Here is a 26,948-nt window from a genome sequence, read left to right on the forward strand (position 1 = left end):
TATTGTCCTTTAAAGGATAATCGTTTAGTTGATGATACTTTTGGCAAAGAAAAATATAAACGTATTGAATTATTACAATGGAGTGAAGAAGAATTAGAATGTGGTAAAATAATAAAGATTAAAGGGTTTCCCGCTAATAAAAAAGTGAAACTATTCCGGGTTACTGTTACTACCAACAGAACGGATTACGTCGTAACTAACGATTTATCTCAAAGTTCTACGGATGTTGTACAACAGGTGTGTAAAATTCGTTGGAAAATAGAGGAGTTTCATCGGGAAATTAAACAATTAACTGGCATTGAATCTTGTCAATGTCGTAAAGCTAGACTGCAACTAAATCATATTGCTTGTGCTATGTTGGTTTGGGTTAGGTTAAAGAATTTAGCCTATAGAACTGGTCAAACTATTTATCAAATCAAGCAGAAATTGCTTTCTAATTATTTAATTGAGCAACTCAAACGCCCAAGTATTTCTATGTGTTTGGTTTGATTCAATTTGTCGCTTTGCTACCGCGAAGCCCGCCCACTATTTGTGCTAGTTGTGTCACTTATTGCAGTACAGAAATACTATAATATAGCGATCGCCTGTGCCAGTTGCGTAAGTCCTGTTATCATCATACATGAGTACTTCTACAAATTAAATAGGAATATAGCAATCGGGAATGATCCATGAGAAACCTGATCTGGGCAAGTAAATTTTTGTAACAATATTCGACATTATTAACACAATGTGGTATAATGGTTATTTGGATATAAGTAAAAAAATGCACAAAAATGATTAAATCGTTGAAAAGGCTAATTAAAATAACAATAAATGATACCATCAAAGAAGGTGTATTAAAAATTAAAAGGGAATATATACCCATACAAAGTGACCTATTTCTTGTAGAGTTTCCTAAATCAGGTGTGACTTGGTTATCTAACATTATAGCTAACATTGAAATATTAAATTCTACGGAAATTTCGGAATGCAAAAAACGAATAACTTTTGGTAACCTTGAGTCATTTATATCTGATAGACACCTTGGCTATCCATCCAGCTATTACTCACCTATTTTTGCAGGAAAGCTGTTGAAAAGCCACACAAGGATTAATCGCTATATTCACAGAGTAATTTATATTTATAGGCATCCAGTGAGTGTAATGAAATCTTACTATCGTATGTGTAAAGGTTATAAATTTATTTCCAATGAAATGACATTTTCTGAATTTATAAGAGATTCCGAAACAGGAATAGAGTCTTGGAAAGAACACGTAAAAGGATGGTTATTTGCTTCAGATGTAGACCAAAGAATCTTTTTTGTTTCTTATGAAAACCTGGTTGAAGACGCAATTGTTTATGTTCAAAAAATATACGATGTTTTTGGTATTGATGCTTTGCCAAAACATATCTTCGAGGAAGCAATTCAAAGGTCAAGTGCTGACAATATGAAAATTTTGGAAACACAGCTTAGAGAAAATGATTTGAGATTCAAGGTCCGATATGACCAAGATTATAGGTTTGTAAAAGGCAGCACGGGAACCTATTTTGATAATAAGGAAGAAATTGAAGAAGCAGAACAATATATACGTTTACAATGCAAAGATGAGTTACGCTGGCTGGGGTATGAAGTATAACTTTAGTTGGGAAAATATTTAGATTCAAAATAAGATTGAAAATAAATTACTAATGAGAATATAAAGGAGTTAACAATGGCAGATATTGGAGCAACAATTTGGTTCACTGGATTGAGCGGTGCTGGTAAAACGACTATTAGCAGTGAAGTGGCGAAAATATTACGTGAACGTAGACTGAAAGTAGAGGTTTTGGATGGGGATGTAGTTCGCCAAAATCTCACAAGAGATTTAGGGTTTAGTCGAGCAGATAGAGATGAAAATATTAGGCGAATCGGTTTTGTTGCTGAGTTGTTAACTAGAAATGGTGTAATAGTATTAGTCTCTGCTATTTCGCCTTATCGCGATACACGGCAAGAAGTTCGCCAAAAAGTTGGTCGTAATTTTATTGAAGTTTATGTCAACGCACCACTGGCCACTTGTGAAGAACGTGATGTCAAAGGTTTATACAAACGGGCTCGCCAGGGTGAAATCAAGTTTTTCACAGGTATTGATGATCCCTATGAACCACCTTTGAAACCAGAAGTGGAATGTTTAAGTGCTGAAGAAACTTTGCAACAAAGTGTAGCAAAAGTTTTAGAACAGTTTGATATTTTGTGTAGTGATTCACCTCTATCCTCTGCTTCTTTGTAAGTACCGAGAAGGACTGAGGTGCTATGATGCTGGGGTTTCTGCATCCCTAGCAGTAGGTTGAGATTCTTGACCCTTCCTCTGGGATAGTTACCTCAAAGGGATGGGGAGTTTCGCGGATCTTTGTTAAATCCTTTGGTAAGGTAGGGACGCAAGGTGTGGTCACCAGCGTCCAGTCCCCCGTTATCTAGTGGGCCACAAGTTGCTCAGTGCGCTTGGCTAACAACTCTTTGGCTCGCTCGGCTGTATTCTGATTTTCTTGTTTGATGTTGTGGAAGAATTGTACCAGTTCGCGATCGCCTGCTTGTTCTGCATCTTGGATATATGTTTCACAGCAAGCAGAACACTTGAGGGCGTGGTACAATACACTAATCAAATTAAAGTGTTCGTCTTTAGTTCCTGTATGATACTTGTCAGGCATTTTCCTAACTCCTGGTTACAGTAGTTTCTAAGGTAACTATTGCTTTTGTAATTAACTCCTATCCTCAGAAAGATTTAGACAATTACTTGCTGTCTAACTTGGGATTTCACCGCTTCTACAATGGCATCAGCATCAATTTTGGCAGCATGAAGTAGTTCCTGGGGTGTACCCGAACCTGGCATATCCTGTACAGCTAGTTTGATTAATCGCAGTTGCGGACCTTCATAAATAGTTTGATCGCTAGTCCCTGCAAAACTATCTAGGACAGCAGCGCCTAATCCCCCTTCTATCCAGTGGTCTTCCACAACCACTAAGTTACCGTTGGTGTCTCGCGCTGCTTGATGTAGTGTTTGCACGTCAATGGGTTTGACTGAGTAGGCATCAATTACCCGGACTGTAATACCTTCGTTTTTCAGTCGGTCGTAGGCTTTGAGTGCTTCATGGACTGTGATACCAGCACCAATTACCGCGGCTTGGTCTCGGTCTGAACTGCGAATGATTTTACTCCCACCAATGGCAAATGGTTCATGAGCATCATAAATCACGGGTGTACTTTCTCTGGTGGTACGCAGATAGACAATGCCATTAAGGTCGCTCATCTGCGCCACTAATTTAGCTGTTTGATTGGCATCACAGGGATAAAGTACAATACTGCTCCACACAGCGCGAAATGCGGCTAAGTCTTCCAAGCCCATCTGTGAAGCACCATCTTGACCAATGGATACTCCAGCATGAGAACCGACTAACTTAATGTTGGCACGGGATACAGCCGCCATTCGGATGAAGTCGTAAGCACGAGTTAAGAAAGCAGCGAAGGTAGAAGCAAAGGGTTTGTATTTTCTTACTTGTAAGCCCACCGCAGCTGCTACCATTTGCTGTTCAGCAATGTACATCTCAAAGTAGCGTTCTGGATAGGTTTCGGCAAAGTCTTCTGCATAAGTTGAATTACTTACTTCAGCATCAAGAACAATCACATTAGGGTGTGCGGCTCCCAATGCTACCAAAGCATCACCATAAGCCCGTCTTGTAGCCAGTTTTGTGCCTTGGTTGTATGTGGGTAGCTGTAACGGTTGAGGATTACTTATGCTGGCTGGTTGTTCTTGTTGTTCTGGTTTCTCGACGGAAATTATAATCTGCCGTTCACCTCCTAACTCGGCGATGGCTTGTTCCTGATCATCAGGTTTTAAGGCTTTGCCATGCCAACCACCCAAATCTTCCAAAGCTGCTACACCTTTACCTTTTTTGGTGCGGGCAATGATTACTGTGGGGTGATCGTTCACAGCCACCGCGGCGCTGTATGCTTGATCTATCTCGGTTAAATTATGACCGTCAATTTCAATAGCTTGCCAGCCAAAAGCTTTAGCACGGTTGGCATAGGCTTGAGTATTCCAACCCAATTCAGTTTGACCGCGTTGACCCAGGCGATTAACATCAATAATGGCAATGAGATTGTCTAGGGTGTAGTGTCCTGCATGATCAAATGCCTCCCATACTGAGCCTTCGGCAGTTTCACTGTCACCCAGTAGCACCCAGGTATGATAAGGTAGTTGATCTAAGTATTTACCCCCTAAAGCTATGCCTACACCAATGGGTAATCCCTGTCCTAGAGAACCTGTGGCTACATCAACCCAAGGTAAAACGGGTGTGGGATGACCTTCTAAACGACTGCCAAAATGCCGCAGCGATCGCAATTCTGCATCAGTAATCACTCCAGCTGCTTTATACATACTATACAGTAGGGGGGCGGCATGACCTTTAGAAAAAATTAAGCGATCGTTATTGGGATGTTCTGGATTGTCAAAGTCATAACGGAGATACTTAGAGAGTAAAACCGCCATTAAATCCGCCGGTGACATGGATGAGGTAGGATGACCGGAACCTGCGACAGTGGTCATGCGAATACTATCAACGCGCAACTGTTGTCCCAGTTCGTGCCATTGTTGCAGTTGCTCCTGTGTGGTCATAATAATGTTCCTAAATGAAAATGTGGTTTAAAGACGTGTAAACTACTGTAGTTTGGTTATGGGTGGTAGTTTGTCAATCAGTAAGATGGCTTTTGGAGGTGTTTCACTCTTCCTTGGTTAACTTTAAATAGTCAGGGGTTTAATAACTTCTGGCTAATGGAATAACTACTCTTTCTTTCTCTGGTTATATAAATAAAGCAGGGGAGACCGGGGAAGCAAAAATAAATCAAATAGTAGTACTATATATATTATGATAAAATTTTTTATTGACCGAGGCGGTACATTTACAGATATAGTTGCTGTCACCGATGACCAGGTAATTATAGATAAAATTGCTCAACATCCCCAGCGCTTTTTAACTGTCCCTCTTGTTGAGCAACAATGGGTGATAGTCTACAAACTATTGTCAGAAAATCCCGAACAATATCAAGATGCAGCTATTCAAGGTATTAGGGATATTATGGGTATGGGTAGCCATGAACCAATTACTACACTAGCTATAGAAGTGGTGAAGATGGGGACAACAGTAGCCACAAATGCACTCTTAGAAAGAAAAGGGGATGGCGTGGTTCTTTTGATTACTAAAGGCTTTGAAGATGCCCTGAGAATTGGTTATCAAAATCGTCCTGATATTTTTGCCCGTCATATTGTTTTACCAACTATGTTATATCAACAAGTGATTGGGGTAGAAGAACGCTATGATGCCTATGGTCAAGAATTAATCCCCGTTAATATTCAACAAGTTAAACAGGATTTACAAACAGTTTACAATACAGGGATTCGCAGTTGTGCCATAGTTTTTATGCACGGCGATCGCTATCCCTACCACGAACAACAAGTAGCCCAAATTGCCCAAGAAATCGGGTTTACCCAGATATCTATATCTCATCAAGTTAGTCCGTTAATGAAAATAGTTAGTCGGGGGGATACAACAGTTGTAGATGCTTATTTAACCCCGATTTTGCGTCGCTACGTCAACCAAGTTACCAGTCAGTTACCCCAAGTCAAGTTAATGTTTATGAAATCGGATGGGGGGTTAGTAGCCGCCCATCAATTTCAAGGTAAAGACAGCATTTTAAGTGGCCCGGCTGGGGGTATTGTGGGTGCTGTGGAAAGCAGTAAAAGAGCAGGTTGTGAGTTAGTGATTACCTTTGACATGGGAGGAACTAGTACAGATGTTGCCCACTTTAAGGGAGAGTATGAACGCCAATTAGATTCGGAAATTGCTGGGGTGCGGATGCGAGTCCCTGTATTAGCCATTCATACCATTGCTGCTGGTGGGGGTTCAATTCTGTGTTTTGATGGTTCCACTTATCGAGTGGGGCCAGAATCGGCTGGCTCAAATCCCGGACCCGCTTGTTACCGTCGCGGTGGACCGTTAGCGGTGACAGATGCCAATGTTATGTTAGGCAAAATTAACCCCCAATACTTCCCCTCTGTGTTTGGCTTAGATGGTAACTTGCCTTTAGATAAAGATATTGTGATTGAGAAATTTAGCCAATTAGCCCAAGAAATTGCAGATAGTACTGGCAATTATCGGACACCAGAACAAGTAGCAGCTGGATTTATAGCCATAGCCGTAGAAAACATGGCAACTGCCATTAAAAAAATTAGTCTGCAAAGGGGTTATGATGTTAGCCAATATACCCTGTGTTGTTTTGGTGGTGCGGGGGGTCAAGTTGCTTGTTTAATTGCCGATACATTGGGGATAAAAAAGATATTTCTGCACCCTTACGCTGGGGTTTTATCAGCCTATGGGATGGGGTTAGCTGATATCCGTACCATGAGAGAAGGGGGAGTAGAACAACCTTTAACCCCAGAGTTAATGCCTCAACTACAGCAACTAATGGACACATTACAAACCCAAGCTAAAAGTGAATTAACGCCAGCAGGGGTAAATATTGAAGAGTTGGTGGTGCAAAAGGTCAATTTAAGATACGAGGGTAGTAATTCCACCTTAAACACCCATTTTAGCTCAGACATAGCATTAATGCGACAGGAATTTGAGCTTGAACATCAATCTCGCTACGGTTTCATTCAACCAGACAAACCTTTGATTATTGCCTCCGCTTCAGTGGAAGTTATTCAAAAAATAGATACACCCCCAGAACCCTTAATCATACGTACCCGCCCGATAAACCAAGCACCCAAACCTGTAGCGACAGTCAGAACATTTACATTTGACCAATGGTATGATGCACCCGTTTATCAACGAGAAGATTTACAACCAGAAGATATCATTGATGGTCCTGCCATTATTGGGGAGAAAATCAGCACCATAGTTGTTGAACCTCAGTGGCAAGCCAAATTAACTCTACGTAATCATTTAATGTTACTCAAGTTAATTTAGTTAATTTAACACCAAATTTTTATGACTCATTTCCCAAGCTAGGGTAGTAGACACAATTTGATCTAAGTCATTATATTGTGGCTGCCAACCCAATAGTTTACTGATTTTATCAGCACCAGCGATGACACAGGCAGGATCACCAGGGCGACGTGCTGTGTCAATTACTGGAAAATCCACCCCAGAAATCGCCTTTACCCGTTGGATAACTTCACGGACACTGTAGCCCTGTCCATAACCACAGTTGAGAACTTGACTTTCGTTACCTTTTTCTAAATAGGTCAAAGCATCTAAATGTGCTGTTGCTAGGTCTTCAACATGAATATAGTCTCTAATGGCTGTGCCATCTCGTGTGGGAAAATCTGTACCAAAAACTTTGACTTCTGTTCTCCGTTTCAGTGCAGCATCACAGGTAACGCGAATTAAATGAGATGCGTCTTTTAACATCTGCCCTAATCGCCCACCTGGTTCCGCTCCGGCAACATTAAAATATCTGAGGATAACGTAACGCAAATCAGAAGCATTGGCATAGTCACGAATTAGCCATTCACAAGCCAGTTTTGATCTACCATAGGGGTTAATAGGTAAAGTTGGTGTATCTTCAGTCACAGGAATTGTTTCCGGTTGTCCATACACAGCAGCAGTGCTGGAAAAAATCATTTGCTTCACACCTGTTTTTTGACAACAACGGAGTAGATTTAGGGTGTTGCCGGTGTTATTAGCATAATATTCTAAAGGACGAGAAACAGATTCGGGTACATTCACACTGGCAGCAAAGTGTAAAACTGCCGTAAATTCGTGCTGAGAAAATACCTGGGAAAGGCGTGCTACATCTTTTAAATCCCCAACTATTAACTCACCATGTAGTACTGCACTGGGCGAACCTGTAGAACAATTATCATATACTACAACATCGTAACCTGTTTCACCCAGCTTACGAACCACATGGGAGCCAATGTATCCTGCTCCACCCGTAACTAAGACTTTTTTATTCATCTACCTTTGCCTAATATTACCACTCGAATGGTTTTGAAGAAAATCGCTAGATCCAAAGCTAAGGAGTAGTTCTTGATATAGTACAGATCATAAGCTAATTTTTCGTAAGCGTCTTCCACTGATGATCCGTAGGGGTACATGACCTGGGCCCAGCCCGTAATTCCTGGCTTGACTAAATAACGCAAGTCATAGTAGGGAATTTCTTCTCGCAGCTTGAGGTCAAATTCTGGTCTTTCTGGACGCGGGCCGATCAGGCTCATTTCTCCCCGGAGAACGTTCACAATCTGCGGTAATTCATCAATTCTTGTCAGGCGTAACCACCGCCCCACTTTAGTAATTCGAGGATCTTGTTTGCCAGCCCACTGTGCCCCCCGTTTTTCTGCATCTTGATACATGGAGCGGAATTTGTACACCCTAAAAGGCTTACCTTCCCGACCAGTCCGCATTTGTGTATAGAACACAGGACCTGGACTATTTAACTTGATAGCTATTGCCACTACCAACATCAGGGGAAATAAAAACACCAGTAATAACCACGCCAAAATAATGTCTGTTAACCTCTTTATCCTCTGACTAATGCCATCGGCCGCTAAATTAAAGCCATTACCAAAGGCCAGCCAGTTGCGATCCAGGAAAGATGAAGGCAATTTGTACCATAGGGTTTCGCAAATATCGGGAATCCTGTAAATGGAGATGCCAGATAAGCGTAAATGAATCAGATGCTGTATTTGTGCATCAGATAATTCTGTGGCTACTATCACTCCAGACCAAGGTTGTTGACTCCATTGGGGTAAGTCACTCACAGTACCTGTAGACACTCGATGATTTTTTAGTAAGTCATTGATGTTCTCCCCTGGGTTGGTCAGAACAACCAAAGAGCCTAATGATTTTTGTTCTAGAAAATTTTGGCCAAAGAGGATAGCTTTTTGATCTGCCCCTAAAATTAACCAACGACTGTTTTGAGCTTGCGCTCTTGTCCACTTTGCGGCCCATATTCTTGAACCCATAGCCCAGATAGTGAACAGTGCCAAGCTGAGAAGTAAAGTTCCTCGTTGCAGAAGTAGCCCTGTATTACCAGGACCTGTAAGGTAAATCAAAGCAGCGATCATGCAGCCGGCAACAACATTACTAATTAAAATGCGGGCTGGAGCACGTAGACCTGATATTTGCTTTTCTGGATGGTAAGTATCTGCTAAATACAGCCCTGTCATTAGTAAGACAGCAAATAAATACATGGAAGGATCAAAACCATTCAGATTTTCACCTCCTTTCAACCATCGGAATATAGATAAACTCACGAGCAACCCCAAAATATCCCCTAATAGCAGTAGGAGAGAAATAATATTTTGGGGCAGGAAATTCTGAGTTTCAGGCAAATTCTTTCTGCTAAACGTGATATTAGTAGCCATTTAGGTTTTTTATTCCATATCCGAAATCATTGCAGTAAGTCCAGAATCCCATAATGAAGGGTGGTGTTTACTACATTTTTCCATACAACACTTATGTATCCTACATTTACAAACTTATAGATATGTAAATATTACTGATTTTTTATTGTGTTTTTTGTGCGTCTATACTCTCATGCTCAATATTATTCCTAGTAAAAACACATAAAATATGTTTTTTCTGTAAAGATATCGTTGATAAAACCTAGCTTTAGTGCCTTGTTTCTAGACGTGATGGTGTTACATAGAAGTCAAATTGATTACTGTTTTACAAATAATTGGTATGATTAAATTTAGATAATATCCTTTCTGGGCAAAAGCATTATTTAATCCTTAAGTATTTTAATATTATATTTAATAATATTTGTTACTGTATACTGACAGTAACAAATTCGCTATATCATGGTGCTGATTACGGTAAAACTCTTGTATTTAAATAACTTTAATTCTGACCAGACAAGACATTAGCAGGTGATTAAGATATGTTTTTAGTATATTTTGTTTCTTTACGTAAAGCTGATGTTAATTACATGGGTTTTGCCGAAAGTATATGTTCCTGGGTAGAAACACGAGTAAAAATAATCAAGTGCAAATACGATTTACAGATTTTACAAAAATATGTTGCCGTTTTTCTGAAAACAGGATAATCTGTGAAGCAGATCGAAATTAGTTGACTAAGTGCTATCCTCTAGTTAAAAATGGATACGTTCCCACATCTGTAGTTAATTGCCGTATACTGCTTGATTTATTTCCGGTATAGGGCGATTTAAGCTTGTATCAACTTGTATAATTTCAGCGTTATAGTTTATGCCCTCCTATAAAGAAGACCAAGAAGAAATTAATTTACAACAGTACTGGCTGACCGTAAAAAGACGATGGTTGCTCATAGCAGCCATTATGGGGTCAGTTTTTGGCATCACAGCACTTTTTACTTTTAGTCAGAAGCCGATTTATGAAGCCGAGGGTAAACTAATTTTCGATAAGCAAAGCAGTGTTTCTTCCTTAACAGGGGTCAGTGAAGCAGTAGGAGAACTCAGTGGAGTGACCAATCTTTCTAACCCTTTAGAAACCCAGGCTGAAATTATTCGCTCTCACCCCCTGATTCAAAAAACCATTGTTGACTTGCAATTAAAGGATCAGGAAGGCGAACCTTTAACAATAGATGATCTTTTGCTGCAATTAAACATCAAATCTATCAGGGGTACGGATGTTTTGCAGCTTTCTTACCGTAGTGTTGATCCTGAACAAGCCAAGGCGGTCATCAACCAATTGATGTCTGCTTACCTGGATAATAATGTGATGACTAACCGTTCCCAGGCTACGGCAGCAAGGGAATTTTTAAGCAAGCAATTACCCATGGTTGAGACCCAAGTTACAGAAGCAGAATTAGCACTGCGTCGGTTTAAGGAAAGATATGATGTTGTACTTTTAGAAGAAGAAGCTAAACAAGGGGTTGAAAGGCTTTATCAAATATCGAACCAGATCACACTGCTGCGAGCCCAGTTGATAGATGCTAATAGCCGTTCTGATGCTTTACAAAATCAATTGGCATTGAACGCACGGGAGGCCACGGCACTTACCAGTTTAAGTCAGTCAAGAGCAGTACAACAAGTGCTGTCGGAATACCAGAAAGTTCAAGAACAGTTGGCCGTGGAGAGAACAAGATTGACAGATGAACATCCAGTAGTTGTTAATTTGTCAAACAAGGAACAAGCTCTCAAAGCACAGTTAGAAGGAAGAGTGGCTGAAACTCTAGGTACTTCCCAGTTTGTTCCAGAGCGAGATTTACAAATAGGAGAACTCAAGCAAGGCTTAACTGCTAATTTACTGCAAGTGGAAGTGGAACGCTTGGGATTAGAAAATCAAGTTACTGTCTTGACAAAGGCATTTCAGCAAGACCAAGCACGCCTAAGAATCTTACCCCAACTGGAACAACAACAGCTACAGTTACAACGACGGCTAGAAGTGGCACGAAGTACCTATGAACAAATGCTCAAACGACTCCAGGAAGTGCAGGTGCTAGAAAACCAGAATGTGGGTAATGCTCGGATTGTTTCTCAGGCTTTATTGCCGGAAAAATCCGTTTCTCCTCGCATTAAATTGAATTTGGCACTAGGAGGAACTTTAGGATTATTATTGGCTTTTGGCTCGGCTTTATTGTTAGATGCTCTCGACAAGTCTGTGAAGACAGCCGCAGAAGCGGAGGAGTTGTTCAATTATCCTGTGTTGGGCAAAGTGCCTAAGATGATTCGTGATGAGGGTAGCACTGAATTACCATTGTTAAATAATCCCTATTCATCGGTTAATACTGCTTTTGAAATGCTGCAAATTAACCTTGGTTTTACTCTGTCTGACAAGGAATTAAAGGTGATTGTGGTCAGCAGTTGTTTACCTGGTGAGGGTAAGTCTTTTGTGGCAGCTAATTTAGCCGTGGCCACAGCCCAGATGGGAAAACAAGTGCTGCTAATTGATGGAGATATGCGCCGCCCCCGTCAACAGGAAGTATGGCAACTGCCCAATTTGATGGGGTTAAGTAATGTTCTGGTGGGGCAGGCTAATTTAACAGAGAGTCGTCACGAAGCTTTGGTAAATTTGGATGTGCTGACTGCCGGAACACTACCCCCTAACCCAGCAGCATTATTAGACTCAAAAAGTATGCAGGAATTGCTACAACAAGCCTCTAAGGATTATGATTGCGTGATTATTGACACACCGCCTTTAACATTTATTGGGGATGCTTCAATTATTGGCAAAATGGCAGATGGAATACTGTTAGTCGCTCGCCCTGGTGTTGTTAATTCTGGTGCTATTAAGACTACAAAGGGACTGTTAGAAAATTCACAGTTGTCGGTGTTGGGTATGGTGGTCAATGCTGTACCTGGTGATGGTACTTATTACTACAATAACCATTACTATCATGCCAACAATAGGAATGGGAAACAGCAGACTGTTGAGTCTCAATTCAAAGAATTCGCAGGTAAATGGTTGAAAAAATCTTAATTCGATGGTATTTAACTTTTGCAATACTTGCGCCTAATGCTAGACAAATACAAAAAAAATCTGTTCTCTTTGCTTGATAACCTTGTTTCTGGAAGGTTGGCAATTCTTCAAAATATAGCTTGGCTATTTCTTGACCGCATTCTTCGCATGGGTGTTGGGTTATTTGTGGGTGTTTGGGTGGCACGTTATTTAGGGGTACAACAATTTGGTATTTTTAACTATGCCACTGCTTTTGTAGCTCTATTCTATCCCTTAACCAAGTTGGGGTTAGACGGCTTAGTCGTCCGTTCTCTAGTCCGTGAGCCTGAAATCAAGGACAAAATTTTAGGGACGACTTTATGGTTAAAATTATTGGGTGGCATAGGATGTATATTGGTCACAGTTAGCTGTATTTTTTTATTGCGTCATGATGACCACCTAACTGTGATTCTAGTGGCTATTTTGGCAAGTGGGGGAATTTTTCTGGCGTTTGATACACTTGACATCTGGTTTCAGTCTCAAGTACAGTCTAAATATACCGTACTGGCTAAAAATACAGCATTTATTGTCACTGCATTAACAAAAGTTGCTTTAATTAAAATACAAGCACCATTAATTGCTTTCGCCGGGGCTGGACTAGCAGAAATTGTATTCGGAGCAGTGGGTTTGATCATCTCTTATAGGATGAATGGTCATTCAATATCCTGGCATTGGAGTCCAAAAATTGCTAAAAGTTTACTGAAAGAAAGTTTGCCTCTGGTTTTGTCTGGTTTAACCATCATGATTTATATGAAAGTTGACCAGATTATGTTAGGAGAAATGGTTGGCGCTGGTGCTGTAGGTCTTTACTCAGCAGCAGCCAGGATTTCTGAAGTCTGGTATTTCATCCCCATGGCTATTTCTTCCTCGGTAGCTCCAGGAATTTATAGTGCCAAAGAGGTCAGTGAGGAGCTTTATTATGGGAAAATCAAAAAATTACTTCAGATGTTGGTACTAATCTCTTTTGCCATTGCTGTGCCAATGTCGTTTCTATCTGATAGAATTATCACATTGCTTTTTGGTAATAGCTATGCAGACGCAGGAGCAATTTTAGCAATTCATATATGGGGTTCTTTGTTTGTTTTTATGGGTTTTGCTACCAACTCTTGGTTTATTGCCGATGGTTTAACTCACCTTGCTTTCCGGAGAAATTTGATGGGAGCAATTACTAATGTTTTGTTAAATTTATTATTAATTCCTGCTTATACCGGGGTTGGTGCAGCGATAGCTACTGTTATTTCTCAAGCAATTGCTTCATTTTTAAGTAATATTACTCATGCCAAAACTCTTAAACTCTTAAAATTACAGATTAATTGCCTTCTACCTTTTAATTTTTTTTGCACAGGAGTAAAAATTGTGATTCAATTATTAATAAAGTTTATCCAACATATATCTTTATAATTGAATACTATAGGATGAGTAAAAAATTATGTTTATGTTTTTGTTCTTCTTATTTGTCGGTATAATCATATCTTGCTTGCCTCGCTTGGATAAAATTTTTTACCAAACTACCAAAGTATTATTATGCTGCTGTATTTTTCCTTTCTACTACTTTGGTACAAGAGAAACACATGACATTAATGTTTTCCAATCCCTACTTAATAGTATATCAACACTTTCTGTGTACAAAACTTTAGAAAGCATACAATATGAGCCTATTTCTATGACTTCTTTGTGGTTATTTAAAGACTTTGATAATGGAGCTTTTATCTGGCACTCTAGTATAGTATTATTATTTTTCTTATCCATAATCAACTTTGTTGAAACTGTAGTTGGAAAAAATATTTGGATACCAACAATATCTTTTATAGCAGTTTTACCAGCACTGTTTGGAGAGTTTATTTTAAATCAATCTAGGCAGTTGTTGTCTACAGCATGGATTATTATATGTCTTTCTTTTGTCGTTATCTACATAAGAAATTTAACTGTTCAGCGTCAAAATTTAAAATTTAATTGGAAAAATCTTGTAATTGCTTTTATTTTTGGAACTTTATCATTTTTATCTCATTATTCTTCAATTTCACTTATTACATTGATTGTACTATTCATCTTTGTTTTACAATTATTTATCTCTGATTCTCCCACATTGATGCAAAAATTAGTTAAAATAACTTTTTATACTATTTTAACAATAGGATTTTTCTATTTTGTTTATAGTTTATCCACATCTTTCAGTTTTATGCGGCTTTCATTATATGAAACAATCTCAAGATATTCAAATTACGAATATGCATTAAACACTTATAATTTTGTGTTTGAAAGTAAGAATGTAATACTTATTCAAGTTTTATTCTTTTTTGATTTTCTAATGCTGATAATAAATCGTAAAAATACTACCTATAGTAACCTTAGTAAAGAATTATTTTCCCTAAATTTAGTAATATTTCTATACTTTATAGGTTCGATTGGATATGCCATTTGTTATTATTCAATTCATACACCTGGTCTCATTGAATTAGGTAGGAGGTTTGTTTACTATGTTTTCACTATCCAAGTTTTAGCATTTTCAGTATCTATGACCCAGATTAAAAAATTCCTATTATTTATAGTATTTACATCTCCTTTCATATTGTATACAGTTATTATGATTGTTTTCAGTCCTCATTTATTTAAATTTTAAAAGATTATAAATGTTTAAGCTGTCTGAAGATTTTTAAATTGAGCATTGGATTTTTTTATATGATGTGTAAAATGAAGAATTTTAATTTTTGCAATCTAGAAAATGCAGACATAACAATTATAACTTTAACCTATAATTCTTGTCAGTACATTACAAAATGTCTTGAGTCAATTATTAACTCTTGTCATCACCTCCACAGGTTTAAAGTATCTCATCTGGTGATAGATGGATTTTCTCAAGATGCTACAAAGGACATAATTGAAGAAGTATCACCGTCTACCCTAGTTTTCTGTAAACAACCAGCAGGAATATATGATGCACTTAATTATGCAGTTTCCTTAGTGAAATCACCTTATGTCATGTATGTTCATTCTGATGATGAAATAGACGAATATTTTTTAACAGAAATGTTTCAAGTAATGGAACAATTAAAAGATAATCAAAGTTACCTCCTATATGGTACTGTTGATTTTATCAATGAAGACTCTCAAATCCTTTTTTCTAGGAAGCCTCCTTTTTTTATATCAGCGTTTCAAAAAGAAGTCCCTCTTATATTTCACCCCAATGCTATTTATTCTACTGCTGTGGAAAAATCCCATCCCTATAGTTTAAATAGCGGATTAGATGCTGACCAAAAACATATCATCGAAATTGCTAGTAAAACTATTTTGGTGAGAGTACCTTCTGCAAGATATCGATTTAGGATGTCCCGCGCTAGCAGCACTATGATAAAATTAAGCGAATCTACAAACCAACAAAACTATGCTCTATCTCTACCAAGGATTTATATACGTTTGTTTGAAAATAAGCTAATAGAAAGATTGATTATGAAGTTAAACAATAAATCATATTGGAGATAATAGGAAAGATGAATTCAATTATATGGCTTGACCCAATTAATAGAGACGCGCAAACCTTGAAACTCATTGCAGAGGAAATTTATCAACAAAGTCTAAATACCAGCTTCAACTTCCAAGTCATCACAACTAACAGAAACCAAATGGAATTAAGCGAAATGGTTCCTTTTAGACCTTTCTTTAGGAATTTTAGTTCCTTGCATCTGGGGAAAGTGCATCCGCTTAAAAAGTTACAGATACTTTTAGAATATTATGGTAGCTTTAATAGAATAGCAGGTCAATTAGATGATAATACGATTTTATTGTATTCATCTGGCGTTTCTTTGCCACGATTAGAACTAATTGGTCTCAACAAACTTAGAAAAAAAGCCAAAAGTGTAAATATGTTAGTTCATAATTTTGAGGATAAACAACGACAGTTATCCTGGTTTGGAAAAACCAGTAAAAATGATAAGTTTTTTACCTCATTTGATAGATTAATATTTCTTTCAGAACATATGCGTAATGAAGCTTTAACGCGGTTTAATGTGGAATTTGAGAAAACTCATGTAATGCTTCATCCTCACTTTCATCCTATGTTAGATAAAATTGAGCCAAATATTGAGTTGGCATCTCAGATTAAACAGATGTCTGAGGATAAACCAATTGTGGCTTATGTATCTAGACTTGATTTAGATCACGGCATTGATATATTTTATCAAACCTTAGCCCAACTAGATGTATACGGCGTTGTCTTGGGACGTTTAGGTGCGGGATGGACTCTAGAGTCGAATCAAACTTGTGTAGAAAAATTAGGAATTGATAGTAGTAAAGTTTTCCTGAAAATAGGTAATTATAGTTACTCAGAACTTTTAGCAGTTCTCAATTTATCAGATTTTGTTTTAGCTCCCTACAGACAAATATCTCAAAGTGCAGCAATTGCTTTAGCTCTGGGTGAAAAAGTACCAGTTGTCGCCAGCAACGTTGGGGCGAACGGAGAAATGGTTAAAGATGGTGTCAATGGAATTTTATTTAGTGGCAATGATTTAGATTCACTTTGGCAAGCAATTAAGCTCATATATAGTACAGGTAAAACTATGCGCGATCGCTTTTTACCAACTCCATCCTTTAATTCTCATCTTGACCCAGAGTTAGCTGTTAAGAATATGGTTAATTGGCTGATGCGATGAAACTTACGCAGTTGTAATGTTATGATGATACCGCATTTGTCTAATATAACTACTAAATTTGTCAACTCAAGAAAAACCTACCCAAGTTATAAACCAACAAATGATGCCTACAAATACACCCCATCCTAAACTAACAGTAGCAATACCAACCTATAACGAAGCAGGGAATATAGAGCGGGTAGTGAAGGGATTTTTGTCAACAGGATATCCCCATCTCATAGAAGTATTCGTTGCTGATGGTGGTAGCACAGATAAAACTCCAGAAATTGTGAAAAATCTGGCATTGCAAGATGCTAGAGTCAAGCTATTACACAACCCCTTAAAAGTTCAATCAGCAGGGCTAAATTTAATATTACAGGAATGTGCTGGTAATATTTTTCTCAGAGCAGATGCTCATTCAGACTATGCACCTGATTATATTGAAAAGTGTGTGGAAGCATTATTATCTTCTCAAGCCTTGAATGTTGGTGGGGCGCAGCGTTTTGTTGCTAAAACAGCTTTTCAAGCTGGTGTAGCTTTAGCTTCTAAAAGTATTTTGGGTAGTGGAGGAGCTAAATATAGGAACCCTGATTATGATGGCTATGCGGATACAGTATATATAGGATGTTTTTGGAGGCAGCCATTACTTGATGTTGGCGGATTCGATACATCAGCCATCTGTAATGAAGATGCTGAGTTAAATCAAAAATTACTTAATATTAATCCTAAAGCAATTTATATAAGTTCTAAAATTCGGGTTTGGTACTATCCCAGAAAAACATGGAAATCCCTGTGGATGCAGTATTTTAAATATGGTCGCGGTCGCTACTTAACAACTACTAAACATCCTATTAAGTCGCAAATTAGGGGCATGATACCATTTATGGTGTTATCCATATCAGTTATCTTCTTCTTAATTGGTTTTTTGTTTCCGCAACTCAGGGTACTTGTACAAATATTAGTTTTGCTCGGTGTGTTTTTGCCTTTTATGGAAAGCTTGCGAACTGGCTTAAGGCATAACAAAAACTTTGATGAGGAAATTTGGCGGGGGGACCAACATAAAATCCCTTCATTTCTGATTCGCTGGCTTGGTTGTGGTATAGTTATCCTAACTATGCCCATAGCTCATTCTTGTGGTTATTGCTATCAGTTAATCAGACACAGGTTTTTTAGGGTTAGTGGTTGGTAATTAAAGCGATCGCTATTCTCACCGGAGTAGTACACACTAACACCCAAGCGAAAGCTACATTTTTTTGTCAAAACAATGTAGCCTGTTCACCTTGGTTCACTTAAAACTTCCTAAATCTTTCTAATAACTGCTCACGAGACAAATTCGACACCTGCAACAGCAACTCTTGCTATCTACGGATATACCAGTGCGAGCAGACTATAAATACGCTCAGTACAAGTCTTGCTCGCCACGGATATACCTCTGTTTCTATTCTCTATATTCTTGTAAAAAAGCGATGAAATCCCTCAACTTATATTACTATAGTGCAAAGCAGCTTTGCTGATATATTTCTATATACCGCTTTGCTTGCAACTCCAAAGGATATTCTGTCACAGCTATATTTCGACAATTTGCGCTCATTTTTTGCCGTAATGGTTCATCTGCCAATAAAGTGACAATACCGTTACAGAAATCTTTAGCACTTTCCGGTTCGGCTAGATAACCAGTGACGTTATGACGCACTAAATCAGGTACACCACCTATTTTAAAAGATACCATTGGCGTACCACAAGCCATGCTTTCTTGTAATACCACTGGTAAATTATCCGCACGGGTAGGAAAGATAAATAAATCTGCTGCCGAAAAAACCACAGATTTTAAGCGATCGCTACTCACATATCCTAAGTTTAGGGTAGCTATTCCCAGATCTGATGCCATGGCTTCCCCACCATTCCCCAAAGTTAAAAGTATAATTTCTGTTTTAAGATTTTCAGGTAATTGTTGCAAGGCCTGAAACAGTATATCTCCACCTTTGCGCGTGTCTTTGAGAGTTGCTGCACCAAACAGCAGCACTTTTTTATTCTGGGGAATACCTAAAACAGTTTTACATAACTGCGGGTCTAAGGGTTGATAAGCCGTGGTATCAATGCCATAGGGGATGTGATGAATGGGAAAGCGATTGAGCATACTAGCTTGGGCTTGCTCTGTTAACCATCGGCTAGGAGTGACAATAGTCAAATTGGATTGACTGTAAACCCAATTTTTCAGTTTCCATTCCCAGCGACTGTTATCCAGCTTGATAGCTGGATAGGTTTCCGGGTAAGGACATTGACCACAACCAATTTTCCATCTGTGGCAATCATAGCTATAGGCGCAATGTCCCGTAAAGCTCCACATATCATGCAGAGTGAAAATCGCCGGCTTGGATGCTGTGAGTTTAGGTAAAATCAAATAGTTAAAATAACCAGTGTGCAGATTATGAAAGTTGACAACATCTGCCTCTTGATAAAATTTGTGCTGGGGGATATCAAAGCTACTAATCATGAGAGTATAATTCAACCCTAAACTGCTACTCAAAAGGAAAAGTAGTTTGTCCATGTAGTATTTACTAATTACCCCCGCTACACGCTGATCATCGGTTTGAACAATACCAACCAGCAGTTTAGAATCAATTTTTTGCTGTAATAATCCTTGATGTAAACGGTAGCCAGCTATACCGGCACCCCCGTCAGTATCTGATTGGTTGATGTGGAGAATTTTCATTTTATTTACCTTTCCTCAGTTTGATACCCCATAGTAACCCAAGTTGCTAGTTATTCAGGTTCGTGCCTAGATTTTATGGAGAGAAAGTAAATTGATAGAAATTAATGGTTAAGAATTTTCAACAACAGCAGTTTGAAATAGTATAGACTGTTCGTCATAGATGGCGGTATGTTTAAAGTGTAAGTAAATCGGTAGTAATTACTGGCGGCTGTCTGGGTGAAGGAAGTTCCAAAGGTTTAACTGCAATACTTTGACTTACTCTAATTTAGGATTAAAACTAGCCCCGGTTCTATCGGTAAAAATCCACAAGAGCGATCGCCCCCCATCTCGCAAAACTCGCAGGAGAGATTCTGGTTCTTCACCCGATGAAGGTACAGCCACAGGTGTAACCACAATCCCTCGACTACCCAACACAACAGTGGCAATCACCCTTGCCCGCTTCATATGATAATCAGAAGTAATCAAATAAATATGCTCTAACTTTCTCTCTGCAAATTTGTTTACCAAAGTTGTAAAATTAGTAACCGTGTCAGTTGCTCTACCATCCAAATATAACTGTTGATGGGGAACACCAGACCGTAAAAATATCTCCCGATTCCCATCTAAATTGCTAGCGAAATCAGAAACCCAAATATCTAAATTCTGGTAAGATTGCCAAAAGTTGGCTGCAAACTTCATCCTGGCAGAATCACCCCCCAAGACAAAAACAGCTTGTGGTGTTGGCGCTTGAGCAAAAGCGATCGCTATTCTCACCGGAATAATACTCGCTAACACCACTGCGATCGCTAAACCCCAGGGAATTAATTTACCTTTAGATTTCATACTATATGCGAATTTTGCCCTACTGAGGTACATCATTAGCGGGTAGGATACCCGCACTACAATACGATTATTTACATTTGTATCTATTTTTTTGTCAAAAAGATGTTGACTGTTCACGTTGGTTCACTTAAAACTTCCTAAATCTTTCTAATAACTGCTCACGAGACAAATTCGACACCTGCAACAGCAAACTAATATATTCCGGGAACGATAAATTTAATATCGGTTCAATAACTGTTGCTAATTCTTCATCTATAACCTTATATTTGGATAAAAGGAAGTTTTCGACAGTTTGCCGTCTCTCCTGCTCCTTACCTATTTCCTTACCTATTTCCTTACCGCGCTCTAATCCCCTTAGTTCAGTTTCTTTTTCCCACTCTAAATAAGCTGGCATTAAGTTCATCATGAGTTCCCTTTCTTCAACATCCATTTCATTACTTATTTCCATAGTAATCTTCCAAGTTGCTAATAACTTTAAAATAGTATAGCGCTTGTTATCATCTTTTGGCAAAGCCATTAATTCTTCAATCGCTGCTTGTTGAATAACTCCCTTACCTAAAATTCTCAACCAGAGAGTTTCTGGTATACAAGGTAACTTATTAATGGCAATCACTCCAGTTAAAAGCAGTTTTGAGGGAAAGTAAATACCTGGAAGCCAATTTTCATCTTCATTGGCCATAAATTTATCTAACAACTTATCTGAACAAGTAGTGGCAATAATCCATAATCTTGGTAAATCTTGTTCGGGAATGCTTTTTGCTTCTCGCTTGGCTTGGCGGTGTAAATCTGCTTCTAAATGAAATAGTTTAGCTAAACAACTGCGAATTTCTCTTTCTGTTGGTTGCTTGCGAAATGGTTCTAGTAAACAAGGGGTTGCTGCTATCTTGGTTAAGATGCCTAAGTTTTCTTGATGTTGATCTGGCGTTGGGGTAAGGGGTGTAAACCAAATATCTACAAATCTTGGTTCACCGGGAATCTCATAGTTGATTCGCACTTCGCCCAAGCTAGATAGAAATTCGGTGAAGAATTGTTTAGAAAATTGGTCAAATGGATTTTTCGTCATAGATGGCGGTATGTTTAGAGTGTAAGTAAATCAGTAGTGATGACTAATGGCTGTCTGGGTGAAGGAACTTCTAAAGGTGTAACTGCAATACTTTGACTACCAGAAATCATAGTTGCTATGGCCTGCGCCCGCTTCATGTGATAGTTTGAAGTAATCAGACTTTGGTTTTGCCCACCCCAAGACAAAAACAGCTTGTGGTGTTGGCACTTGAGCAAAAGCGATCGCCAACACCCACCTAATTAATTTACAATTAGATTTCATATTATATAATTTTAACTCTTAACTTTTAACCCAATATATCAAATGCACATAACACGTCACATAACACGTCAACCCGATCCTGTCCGCTTGGAAATTTTTAAAAATCTTTATCAATTTATTGCCGAGCAAATGGGGATTGTGCTGCAAAACACAGCCGCATCTGTAAACATTAAAGAACGCTTAGATTTTTCCTGTGCAATTTTTGATAGTTCTGGTTTATTAGTTGCCAATGCCCCCCATATTCCCGTACATTTAGGGTCAATGAGTGAAAGTGTCCGCAGCTTAATTAATGACCAAAAAGACAATATTAAACCAGGAAATGTATACCTATCTAACAATCCTTACAACGGAGGTACTCACCTCCCGGATGTCACAGTAATTACTCCCGTCTTTCTAGAAGATGATATGGCATCTTCGACACCTTTATTTTACGTTGCTGCTCGTGGACATCAAGCCGATATTGGTGGTATTACTCCCGGTTCCATGCCTCCCCACAGTACCACAATAGAAGAAGAAGGCATTTTATTTGATAATTTCCTGTTAGTGAAACAAGGAAAATTCCAGGAAATTGAAGTCAGAGAATTACTGACCAATCATCCCTATCCAGCCCGTAACCCTGACCAAAACATTGCAGATTTTAAAGCCCAAATAGCAGCCAATGAAAGAGGAGTACAAGAACTCCGCAAAATGGTTAGTCAATACAGCATCGACACAGTACAAGCTTATATGAAATTTGTCCAAGACAATGCTGAAGAATCAGTGAGACGAGCAATTAACCTACTGAAAAACGGCTCATTCACTTATCATATGGATAATGGCGCAAAAATTCAAGTTACAGTCACAATTGACCGAGAAAATCGCAGCGCCACCATTGATTTTACTGGCACATCTCCACAAATAAAAAGTAACTTTAATGCTCCCAAAGCCGTTACGCAAGCAGCAGTTTTATATGTCTTCCGCACTTTAGTAGCAGATGATATTCCCCTCAATGCTGGGTGTCTCAAGCCGCTAGAAATAATCATTCCTGTTGGCAGTTTGCTTAATCCCACCTATCCGGCTGGGGTAGTAGCGGGTAACGTTGAAACCTCCCAAACCATTGTGGATGCTTTATATGGTGCGTTGGGTGTAATGGCTGGTTCTCAGGGAACAATGAATAATTTTACTTTTGGCAATCTGGATTATCAATATTATGAAACTATTTGTGGTGGTTCCGGTGCTGGAGCTAATTTTGATGGTACTGATGCAGTGCATACGCACATGACTAACTCCCGGTTAACTGACCCAGAAGTTTTAGAAACCCGTTATCCTGTTTTAGTGGAAAGTTTTAGCCTGCGTCCCCATAGCGGAGGTAAAGGTAAACATTGCGGTGGTAATGGCGTAATTCGCCGCATTCGGTTTTTAGAAGCTATGACAGCAAATATTCTGTCTGGCCATCGCTTGGTTCCTCCTTTGGGATTAAATGGAGGGGAACCGGGAAAAGTAGGACATAACTGGATACAACATCCAGATGGAAGCAGAGAGAACTTAGCAAGTACCGCCACAGTAGAAATGCAGCCTGGGGATGTTTTTGTGATTGAAACCCCAGGGGGAGGAGGGTTTGGTTTGGTCTCCTGATTTGCTATTTTTTTCTCTGGGCTTGGAGGGCTTCTGGGTGGGTAAAATTATCGTGTTTTCAATGGCGCTGTTGTTCAATATCCCCGATCCTTTAGGAAGCGGAGTGTCCAGCTGACAGCTAAATCAGCGGGCAAGATGCCCGCACTACACAAATTAAAAGTTTATACTGTTGGCTGGGGTTGGGGACTAACCTCCAGAAATTTGTCCTTTCTGCTCTTGTCCTGATAGGTTAATGGTGACAACTCTGGTTTTTTCTTCTTCCGCTTTGGGCATGGTGAGACATAAAACACCATTGCTGAAATCGGCCTGTACTTTATCGTTTTGAATTCGAGATGGTAGAGGAATTACTCTTTGAAATCTGCCATAACGAAATTCTGAACGGCGCATACCTCTTCTTTCTTCTTCCCTAACTTCAGATTTACGTTCACCAGTGACGGAAACGGTATCTGTGGCAACTTTTATATCTAGGTTTTTGGGGTCAATGCCGGGAATTTCCATCCACAACTTAACATCATCAGAAGTTTCTTCGATTTCTGCAGGGGGTACAAATGTCAGTCTATCGCTGATGATCTCCCCTGGTTCGGTGGGGCCTGCTATTTGATCAAGTAGACGGTTCATTTGCCGTTGGATGGTTTCTATTTCTCTAAAAGGTTCCCAGCGACTTAATACCATGATTTTTACCTCCAATGAATTGTAATAGTATTTAAAACTCAGCAGCTTGGTGATGTCTAAAGCCCAGAGGGAAAAGTCTCTGGCGCATCACGCAGTTCCCAAGTAGGAAACCGGTCTAAAGGTTGCACTCCCTTGGTGTCGTCAATGTGAATCAGTGCGTCAAATTGTTCTGGGAGACAAGCATGGAAGTAGTGACTAACACGCTCAGTTTCTGGTAGATAAATTACACCAATTGCCCTTTCTAACCTTGGCTGTCGTAGACCTACAATTGCTTGATTCTCTTCCCGGAGGTTGAGTAAAAATTGCGGTCCTTCAGTCTGATGAAATAGGGCTTCATAACTGCCAGGTAAGGCGGGACGAACTTGTTTAAGTTGAGCCATTTCCCCCCAGTGAGAAACTGCGGTGACGGTTCCTGTATAGGTTGTAAAGCCGATATTTACAGCATCATTGCCATAGCGTTCTTTCACTAATTGACCAACATTCACTTCACCCATTGACCCCATATCAGTAGCCCGTGCGTCGCCTAAATGGGAGTTGTGTTCCCAAATCACAACTTTGGTTTGTTGACCTTGTTGGTCTAAATGTGCCACTAGCTGGTCTAAAGTTTCTGCCATGTGGCGATCGCGTATGTTCCAAGAAGATACTCGCCCTTGAAACATGGAGCGGTAGTAATGCTCGGCATTTTTTACTAATCGAGCGTTTTGTTCGGCATAAAAGAACTCATCAGCTTTCACTCGTCCATCTGGTTGGGTGTATTGGGCGGTCTGACCTTGTAGTTCTTGCAGTTGATTAATTACTTGTTCCTCACAGGAGTTGGTAATTCCAAAACTGCTGGCATATCCATAGCTTTGGGCATCTTGGCCAAAATGCTCTAGGCAAGAATAACGATAACGGGCCCGTTGGGCGGCTTCCGAGTCAACTTGATCGAGGTAGTCGAGAACTGCTGCTATGGAAGCATACATACTATAAAGGTCTAACCCATAAAAGCCAGCCTTGATAGCATTTTGAGGTAAGGTATCATTGTATTCCCGTAACCAGCCCACAAAATTAACTACATCTATATTCCGCCACATCCATAGGGGGAAGCGTTGGAAATTTAAGAGTGCTTCTGCTGGTGTTGGATCATCGTTTATACCACGTACGTAACGATTGACTCGGTAGGCATCAGGCCAATCCGCTTCCACCGCTACGGCTGTAAACCCCTTTTCTTGAATTAGGCGCTTGGTAATCTCTGCCCGTTGCTGGTAAAATTCATGGGTTCCGTGGGAGGCTTCTCCAATCAAGACAAAACGCGCATTGCCGATTAAATTCATCAAAGGGTCGTAGTCTTGATATGCCCCTGTTAATCTGTGGGCATGGGCACGCACCGCATCCACTACATTGGTGATAGTTGCGTCAAGCATAGGAACTACTTATGGACATACTCGCACGGGGGAAAGTGAAATACAATACAATATGGTTTTACACCTGTTAAATTTGGTATCTTACTAAGTTCAGCTTAAAAATTTCCACTTTTGATTCCATCTGGCTAAGGTTGCATGATACTAAATCTATGGATCCGCCTATGGGAGGAGCTAGTTTAACTTTGTCAGTGTTGATAAATTGGGAATATTTAGGACTCAGTTTCTCTATCAAATCAATGCCTGATCAAGTTTGGTTATCCCAGTTGCAAAAACACCGAGCGATCGCAGTTATCCGCGCCTCTGATATGAGGTTGGCTGAAAAAATGGCCATGGCTGTGGTATGTGGGGGAATGCGGCTGATTGAAATTACCTGGAATAGCCATCGCCCAGGGGAATTAATTACTCAACTACGTGCGGAATTACCAGGCTGTATGATTGGCACAGGTACGCTGTTTAATGTCCAGCAACTACAAAACGCTATCGCTGCTGGAGCGCAATTTCTGTTTACACCCCATGTTGATGCGGCTATGATTCAAGCCGCAGTAGCCAAGGATGTCCCCATTATCCCCGGTGCTTTGACTCCCACAGAAATTGTTAGCGCTTGGACTCTGGGTGCTAGCTGTGTAAAAGTGTTTCCCGTGCAAGCGGTGGGGGGAGTTAGTTATATTCAAAGTTTACAAGCACCACTGGGTGAGATTCCCTTGATACCTACTGGGGGGGTAACTCTGGAAAATGCCCAGGAATTTATCCAAGCCGGGGCGATGGCGGTGGGGTTGAGTGGGAAGTTATTTCCTCAAACACTTGTTAACCAAGGAAATTGGCAGGCGATCGCATCCCACGCCCATCAACTCACACAGCGATTATTGACATACTCACCGACCTTGAAGGTCGGTGATTCTTGACAGTTCACAGTAACTCGCAGCCGAAACAGTCTTACAGTCACTCCCTGTCCATTTTAGGTCGTGCCGATGCCCCATGCCGACCATTTTTATGTTTTTAGCAGCATTCTCATCTCTGTCTGCAAGAGTGTTGCAATTTAAACACAACACTGAGCGAACAGACAAGTCAATCTTGCCCCAACGATACCCACAGCAACAGCAAATCTGGCTAGTAGGTTCCCATCTGTCAATTACTCGGAAATCCCTTTGAAGTTTCTCAGATTTAGCCTCACAAAAAGTTCTGAATTGCTGCCACCCTTGTTGGCTAATCGCCCTAGATAGTCTCCGGTTTTTGAGCATTCCTGACACATTCAAATCTTCCAAAACAATTACTTGGTTATCCTTAACTATTTTGGTTGATAGCTTATGCAAAAAATCTTTTCTGGTATCAGAGATACGGTTG

The 26,948-nt window shown here is 39.6% G+C and carries 23 protein-coding genes; 12 read left to right on the forward strand and 11 right to left on the reverse strand.

The genetic code is table 11. The features are described 5' to 3' along the window. The 3 genes from NWP17_RS03230 to cysC form a co-directional block, all read left to right on the forward strand. Positions 1 to 489: transposase (locus tag NWP17_RS03230; protein ID WP_280653471.1), on the forward strand; the 489-nt coding region annotated here is incomplete at its 5' end. Between the two features lie 284 nt (positions 490 to 773). After that, complete coding sequence (locus tag NWP17_RS03235; protein WP_280653472.1) at positions 774 to 1,616, forward strand: sulfotransferase domain-containing protein; 843 nt, start codon at positions 774 to 776, stop codon at positions 1,614 to 1,616. 75 nt (positions 1,617 to 1,691) lie between these two features. Next, positions 1,692 to 2,246, forward strand: coding sequence for an adenylyl-sulfate kinase (cysC, locus tag NWP17_RS03240; RefSeq protein ID WP_280653473.1), 555 nt, complete (start codon positions 1,692 to 1,694; stop codon positions 2,244 to 2,246). A 184-nt stretch (positions 2,247 to 2,430) separates the two neighbouring features. Here cysC and NWP17_RS03245 read toward each other — a convergent pair whose 3' ends face one another. Next, positions 2,431 to 2,664 carry a hypothetical protein gene (locus NWP17_RS03245; RefSeq protein WP_280653474.1) on the reverse strand — a complete coding sequence of 78 codons (234 nt, stop codon included), beginning with the start codon at positions 2,662 to 2,664 and terminating at the stop codon, positions 2,431 to 2,433. 74 nt (positions 2,665 to 2,738) lie between these two features. Further along, a complete protein-coding gene (locus NWP17_RS03250; protein ID WP_280653475.1) occupies positions 2,739 to 4,628 on the reverse strand; it encodes a transketolase in 1,890 nt (629 codons plus the stop codon). Between the two features lie 250 nt (positions 4,629 to 4,878). Here NWP17_RS03250 and NWP17_RS03255 point away from each other — a divergent pair, with 250 nt between their 5' ends. After that, on the forward strand, positions 4,879 to 6,978 hold the full coding sequence (locus NWP17_RS03255; protein ID WP_280653476.1) for a hydantoinase/oxoprolinase family protein: 2,100 nt from the start codon (positions 4,879 to 4,881) through the stop codon (positions 6,976 to 6,978). Here the strand turns inward: NWP17_RS03255 and galE are convergent, their stop codons facing one another. Both galE and NWP17_RS03265 read right to left on the reverse strand, forming a co-directional pair. Then, positions 6,979 to 7,971: a UDP-glucose 4-epimerase GalE gene (galE, locus tag NWP17_RS03260; RefSeq protein WP_280653477.1), complete on the reverse strand. Its 993-nt coding sequence runs from the start codon at positions 7,969 to 7,971 to the stop codon at positions 6,979 to 6,981. Next, on the reverse strand, positions 7,968 to 9,380 hold the full coding sequence (locus NWP17_RS03265; RefSeq protein WP_280653478.1) for a sugar transferase: 1,413 nt from the start codon (positions 9,378 to 9,380) through the stop codon (positions 7,968 to 7,970). The genes galE and NWP17_RS03265 overlap by 4 nt, the downstream gene beginning before the upstream one ends. A gap of 843 nt (positions 9,381 to 10,223) precedes the next feature. Between NWP17_RS03265 and NWP17_RS03270 the strand changes: the two genes are divergently transcribed. The 6 genes from NWP17_RS03270 to NWP17_RS03295 all read left to right on the forward strand — a co-directional run bounded on the left by NWP17_RS03270 (position 10,224) and on the right by NWP17_RS03295 (position 18,248). Continuing rightward, positions 10,224 to 12,416, forward strand: a complete 2,193-nt coding sequence (locus NWP17_RS03270; protein WP_280653479.1) for a GumC family protein — start codon at positions 10,224 to 10,226, stop codon at positions 12,414 to 12,416. A 36-nt stretch (positions 12,417 to 12,452) separates the two neighbouring features. Then, positions 12,453 to 13,835 (forward strand): flippase, encoded by a 1,383-nt coding sequence (locus NWP17_RS03275; RefSeq protein WP_280653480.1) that lies wholly within the window; start codon positions 12,453 to 12,455, stop codon positions 13,833 to 13,835. Between the two features lie 220 nt (positions 13,836 to 14,055). Next, the gene (locus NWP17_RS03280; protein ID WP_280653481.1) at positions 14,056 to 15,054 is read left to right on the forward strand and encodes a hypothetical protein; all 999 of its coding nucleotides are present in this window, start codon (positions 14,056 to 14,058) and stop codon (positions 15,052 to 15,054) included. A gap of 71 nt (positions 15,055 to 15,125) precedes the next feature. Further along, a complete protein-coding gene (locus NWP17_RS03285) occupies positions 15,126 to 15,914 on the forward strand; it encodes a glycosyltransferase (protein ID WP_280653482.1) in 789 nt (262 codons plus the stop codon). An 8-nt stretch (positions 15,915 to 15,922) separates the two neighbouring features. Further along, positions 15,923 to 17,080 carry a glycosyltransferase family 4 protein gene (locus NWP17_RS03290; protein WP_280653483.1) on the forward strand — a complete coding sequence of 386 codons (1,158 nt, stop codon included), beginning with the start codon at positions 15,923 to 15,925 and terminating at the stop codon, positions 17,078 to 17,080. A 100-nt stretch (positions 17,081 to 17,180) separates the two neighbouring features. Then, positions 17,181 to 18,248 carry a glycosyltransferase family 2 protein gene (locus NWP17_RS03295; protein ID WP_280653484.1) on the forward strand — a complete coding sequence of 356 codons (1,068 nt, stop codon included), beginning with the start codon at positions 17,181 to 17,183 and terminating at the stop codon, positions 18,246 to 18,248. 300 nt (positions 18,249 to 18,548) lie between these two features. On the opposite strand, the gene NWP17_RS03300 is transcribed toward NWP17_RS03295, so the two are convergent. From NWP17_RS03300 to NWP17_RS03315, 4 genes are all read right to left on the reverse strand, one after another. Next, entirely contained in the window at positions 18,549 to 19,772 is a 1,224-nt protein-coding gene (locus NWP17_RS03300; RefSeq protein ID WP_280653485.1) for a glycosyltransferase family 4 protein, read from the reverse strand. A gap of 255 nt (positions 19,773 to 20,027) precedes the next feature. Next, entirely contained in the window at positions 20,028 to 20,594 is a 567-nt protein-coding gene (locus NWP17_RS03305) for a YdcF family protein (RefSeq protein WP_280653486.1), read from the reverse strand. A 127-nt stretch (positions 20,595 to 20,721) separates the two neighbouring features. After that, complete coding sequence (locus tag NWP17_RS03310) at positions 20,722 to 21,657, reverse strand: hypothetical protein (protein WP_280653487.1); 936 nt, start codon at positions 21,655 to 21,657, stop codon at positions 20,722 to 20,724. Positions 21,658 to 21,753: 96 nt separating this feature from the next. Then, a complete protein-coding gene (locus NWP17_RS03315) occupies positions 21,754 to 21,918 on the reverse strand; it encodes a hypothetical protein (protein WP_280653488.1) in 165 nt (54 codons plus the stop codon). A 42-nt stretch (positions 21,919 to 21,960) separates the two neighbouring features. On the opposite strand from NWP17_RS03315, the gene NWP17_RS03320 reads away from it, so the two are divergent. Continuing rightward, the gene (locus NWP17_RS03320; RefSeq protein WP_280653489.1) at positions 21,961 to 23,532 is read left to right on the forward strand and encodes a hydantoinase B/oxoprolinase family protein; all 1,572 of its coding nucleotides are present in this window, start codon (positions 21,961 to 21,963) and stop codon (positions 23,530 to 23,532) included. A 186-nt stretch (positions 23,533 to 23,718) separates the two neighbouring features. On the opposite strand, the gene NWP17_RS03325 is transcribed toward NWP17_RS03320, so the two are convergent. After that, positions 23,719 to 24,204, reverse strand: a complete 486-nt coding sequence (locus NWP17_RS03325; protein ID WP_280653490.1) for an Hsp20/alpha crystallin family protein — start codon at positions 24,202 to 24,204, stop codon at positions 23,719 to 23,721. Positions 24,205 to 24,260: 56 nt separating this feature from the next. Continuing rightward, on the reverse strand, positions 24,261 to 25,607 hold the full coding sequence (locus NWP17_RS03330; protein WP_280653491.1) for an erythromycin esterase family protein: 1,347 nt from the start codon (positions 25,605 to 25,607) through the stop codon (positions 24,261 to 24,263). A gap of 236 nt (positions 25,608 to 25,843) precedes the next feature. Between NWP17_RS03330 and NWP17_RS03335 the strand changes: the two genes are divergently transcribed. Next, entirely contained in the window at positions 25,844 to 26,509 is a 666-nt protein-coding gene (locus NWP17_RS03335) for a bifunctional 4-hydroxy-2-oxoglutarate aldolase/2-dehydro-3-deoxy-phosphogluconate aldolase (RefSeq protein ID WP_280653493.1), read from the forward strand. On the opposite strand, the gene NWP17_RS03340 is transcribed toward NWP17_RS03335, so the two are convergent. Further along, positions 26,480 to 26,948: RNA-guided endonuclease InsQ/TnpB family protein (locus tag NWP17_RS03340; protein ID WP_280653492.1), on the reverse strand; the 469-nt coding region annotated here is incomplete at its 5' end. The genes NWP17_RS03335 and NWP17_RS03340 overlap by 30 nt on opposite strands.

It is taken from the genome of Chrysosporum bergii ANA360D (assembly GCF_029891735.1).
In the GTDB taxonomy this organism is placed as follows: Bacteria; Cyanobacteriota; Cyanobacteriia; order Cyanobacteriales; family Nostocaceae; genus Umezakia; species Umezakia bergii.

What these genes read in the sequence shown, in the direction of transcription:
- NWP17_RS03290 (WP_280653483.1), top strand. Translation starts at nt 15,923, where the DNA reads ATGAATTCAATTATATGGCTTGACCCAATTAATAGAGACGCGCAAACC.
- galE (WP_280653477.1), bottom strand. Translation starts at nt 7,971, where the DNA reads ATGAATAAAAAAGTCTTAGTTACGGGTGGAGCAGGATACATTGGCTCC.
- NWP17_RS03330 (WP_280653491.1), bottom strand. Translation starts at nt 25,607, where the DNA reads ATGCTTGACGCAACTATCACCAATGTAGTGGATGCGGTGCGTGCCCAT.
- NWP17_RS03285 (WP_280653482.1), top strand. Translation starts at nt 15,126, where the DNA reads ATGAAGAATTTTAATTTTTGCAATCTAGAAAATGCAGACATAACAATT.
- NWP17_RS03310 (WP_280653487.1), bottom strand. Translation starts at nt 21,657, where the DNA reads ATGACGAAAAATCCATTTGACCAATTTTCTAAACAATTCTTCACCGAA.
- NWP17_RS03305 (WP_280653486.1), bottom strand. Translation starts at nt 20,594, where the DNA reads ATGAAATCTAAAGGTAAATTAATTCCCTGGGGTTTAGCGATCGCAGTG.
- NWP17_RS03295 (WP_280653484.1), top strand. Translation starts at nt 17,181, where the DNA reads ATGATGCCTACAAATACACCCCATCCTAAACTAACAGTAGCAATACCA.
- NWP17_RS03255 (WP_280653476.1), top strand. Translation starts at nt 4,879, where the DNA reads ATGATAAAATTTTTTATTGACCGAGGCGGTACATTTACAGATATAGTT.
- NWP17_RS03315 (WP_280653488.1), bottom strand. Translation starts at nt 21,918, where the DNA reads ATGAAATCTAATTGTAAATTAATTAGGTGGGTGTTGGCGATCGCTTTT.
- NWP17_RS03300 (WP_280653485.1), bottom strand. Translation starts at nt 19,772, where the DNA reads ATGAAAATTCTCCACATCAACCAATCAGATACTGACGGGGGTGCCGGT.
- NWP17_RS03325 (WP_280653490.1), bottom strand. Translation starts at nt 24,204, where the DNA reads ATGGTATTAAGTCGCTGGGAACCTTTTAGAGAAATAGAAACCATCCAA.
- cysC (WP_280653473.1), top strand. Translation starts at nt 1,692, where the DNA reads ATGGCAGATATTGGAGCAACAATTTGGTTCACTGGATTGAGCGGTGCT.
- NWP17_RS03245 (WP_280653474.1), bottom strand. Translation starts at nt 2,664, where the DNA reads ATGCCTGACAAGTATCATACAGGAACTAAAGACGAACACTTTAATTTG.
- NWP17_RS03265 (WP_280653478.1), bottom strand. Translation starts at nt 9,380, where the DNA reads ATGGCTACTAATATCACGTTTAGCAGAAAGAATTTGCCTGAAACTCAG.
- NWP17_RS03335 (WP_280653493.1), top strand. Translation starts at nt 25,844, where the DNA reads ATGCCTGATCAAGTTTGGTTATCCCAGTTGCAAAAACACCGAGCGATC.
- NWP17_RS03235 (WP_280653472.1), top strand. Translation starts at nt 774, where the DNA reads ATGATTAAATCGTTGAAAAGGCTAATTAAAATAACAATAAATGATACC.
- NWP17_RS03250 (WP_280653475.1), bottom strand. Translation starts at nt 4,628, where the DNA reads ATGACCACACAGGAGCAACTGCAACAATGGCACGAACTGGGACAACAG.
- NWP17_RS03275 (WP_280653480.1), top strand. Translation starts at nt 12,453, where the DNA reads ATGCTAGACAAATACAAAAAAAATCTGTTCTCTTTGCTTGATAACCTT.
- NWP17_RS03320 (WP_280653489.1), top strand. Translation starts at nt 21,961, where the DNA reads ATGCACATAACACGTCACATAACACGTCAACCCGATCCTGTCCGCTTG.
- NWP17_RS03270 (WP_280653479.1), top strand. Translation starts at nt 10,224, where the DNA reads ATGCCCTCCTATAAAGAAGACCAAGAAGAAATTAATTTACAACAGTAC.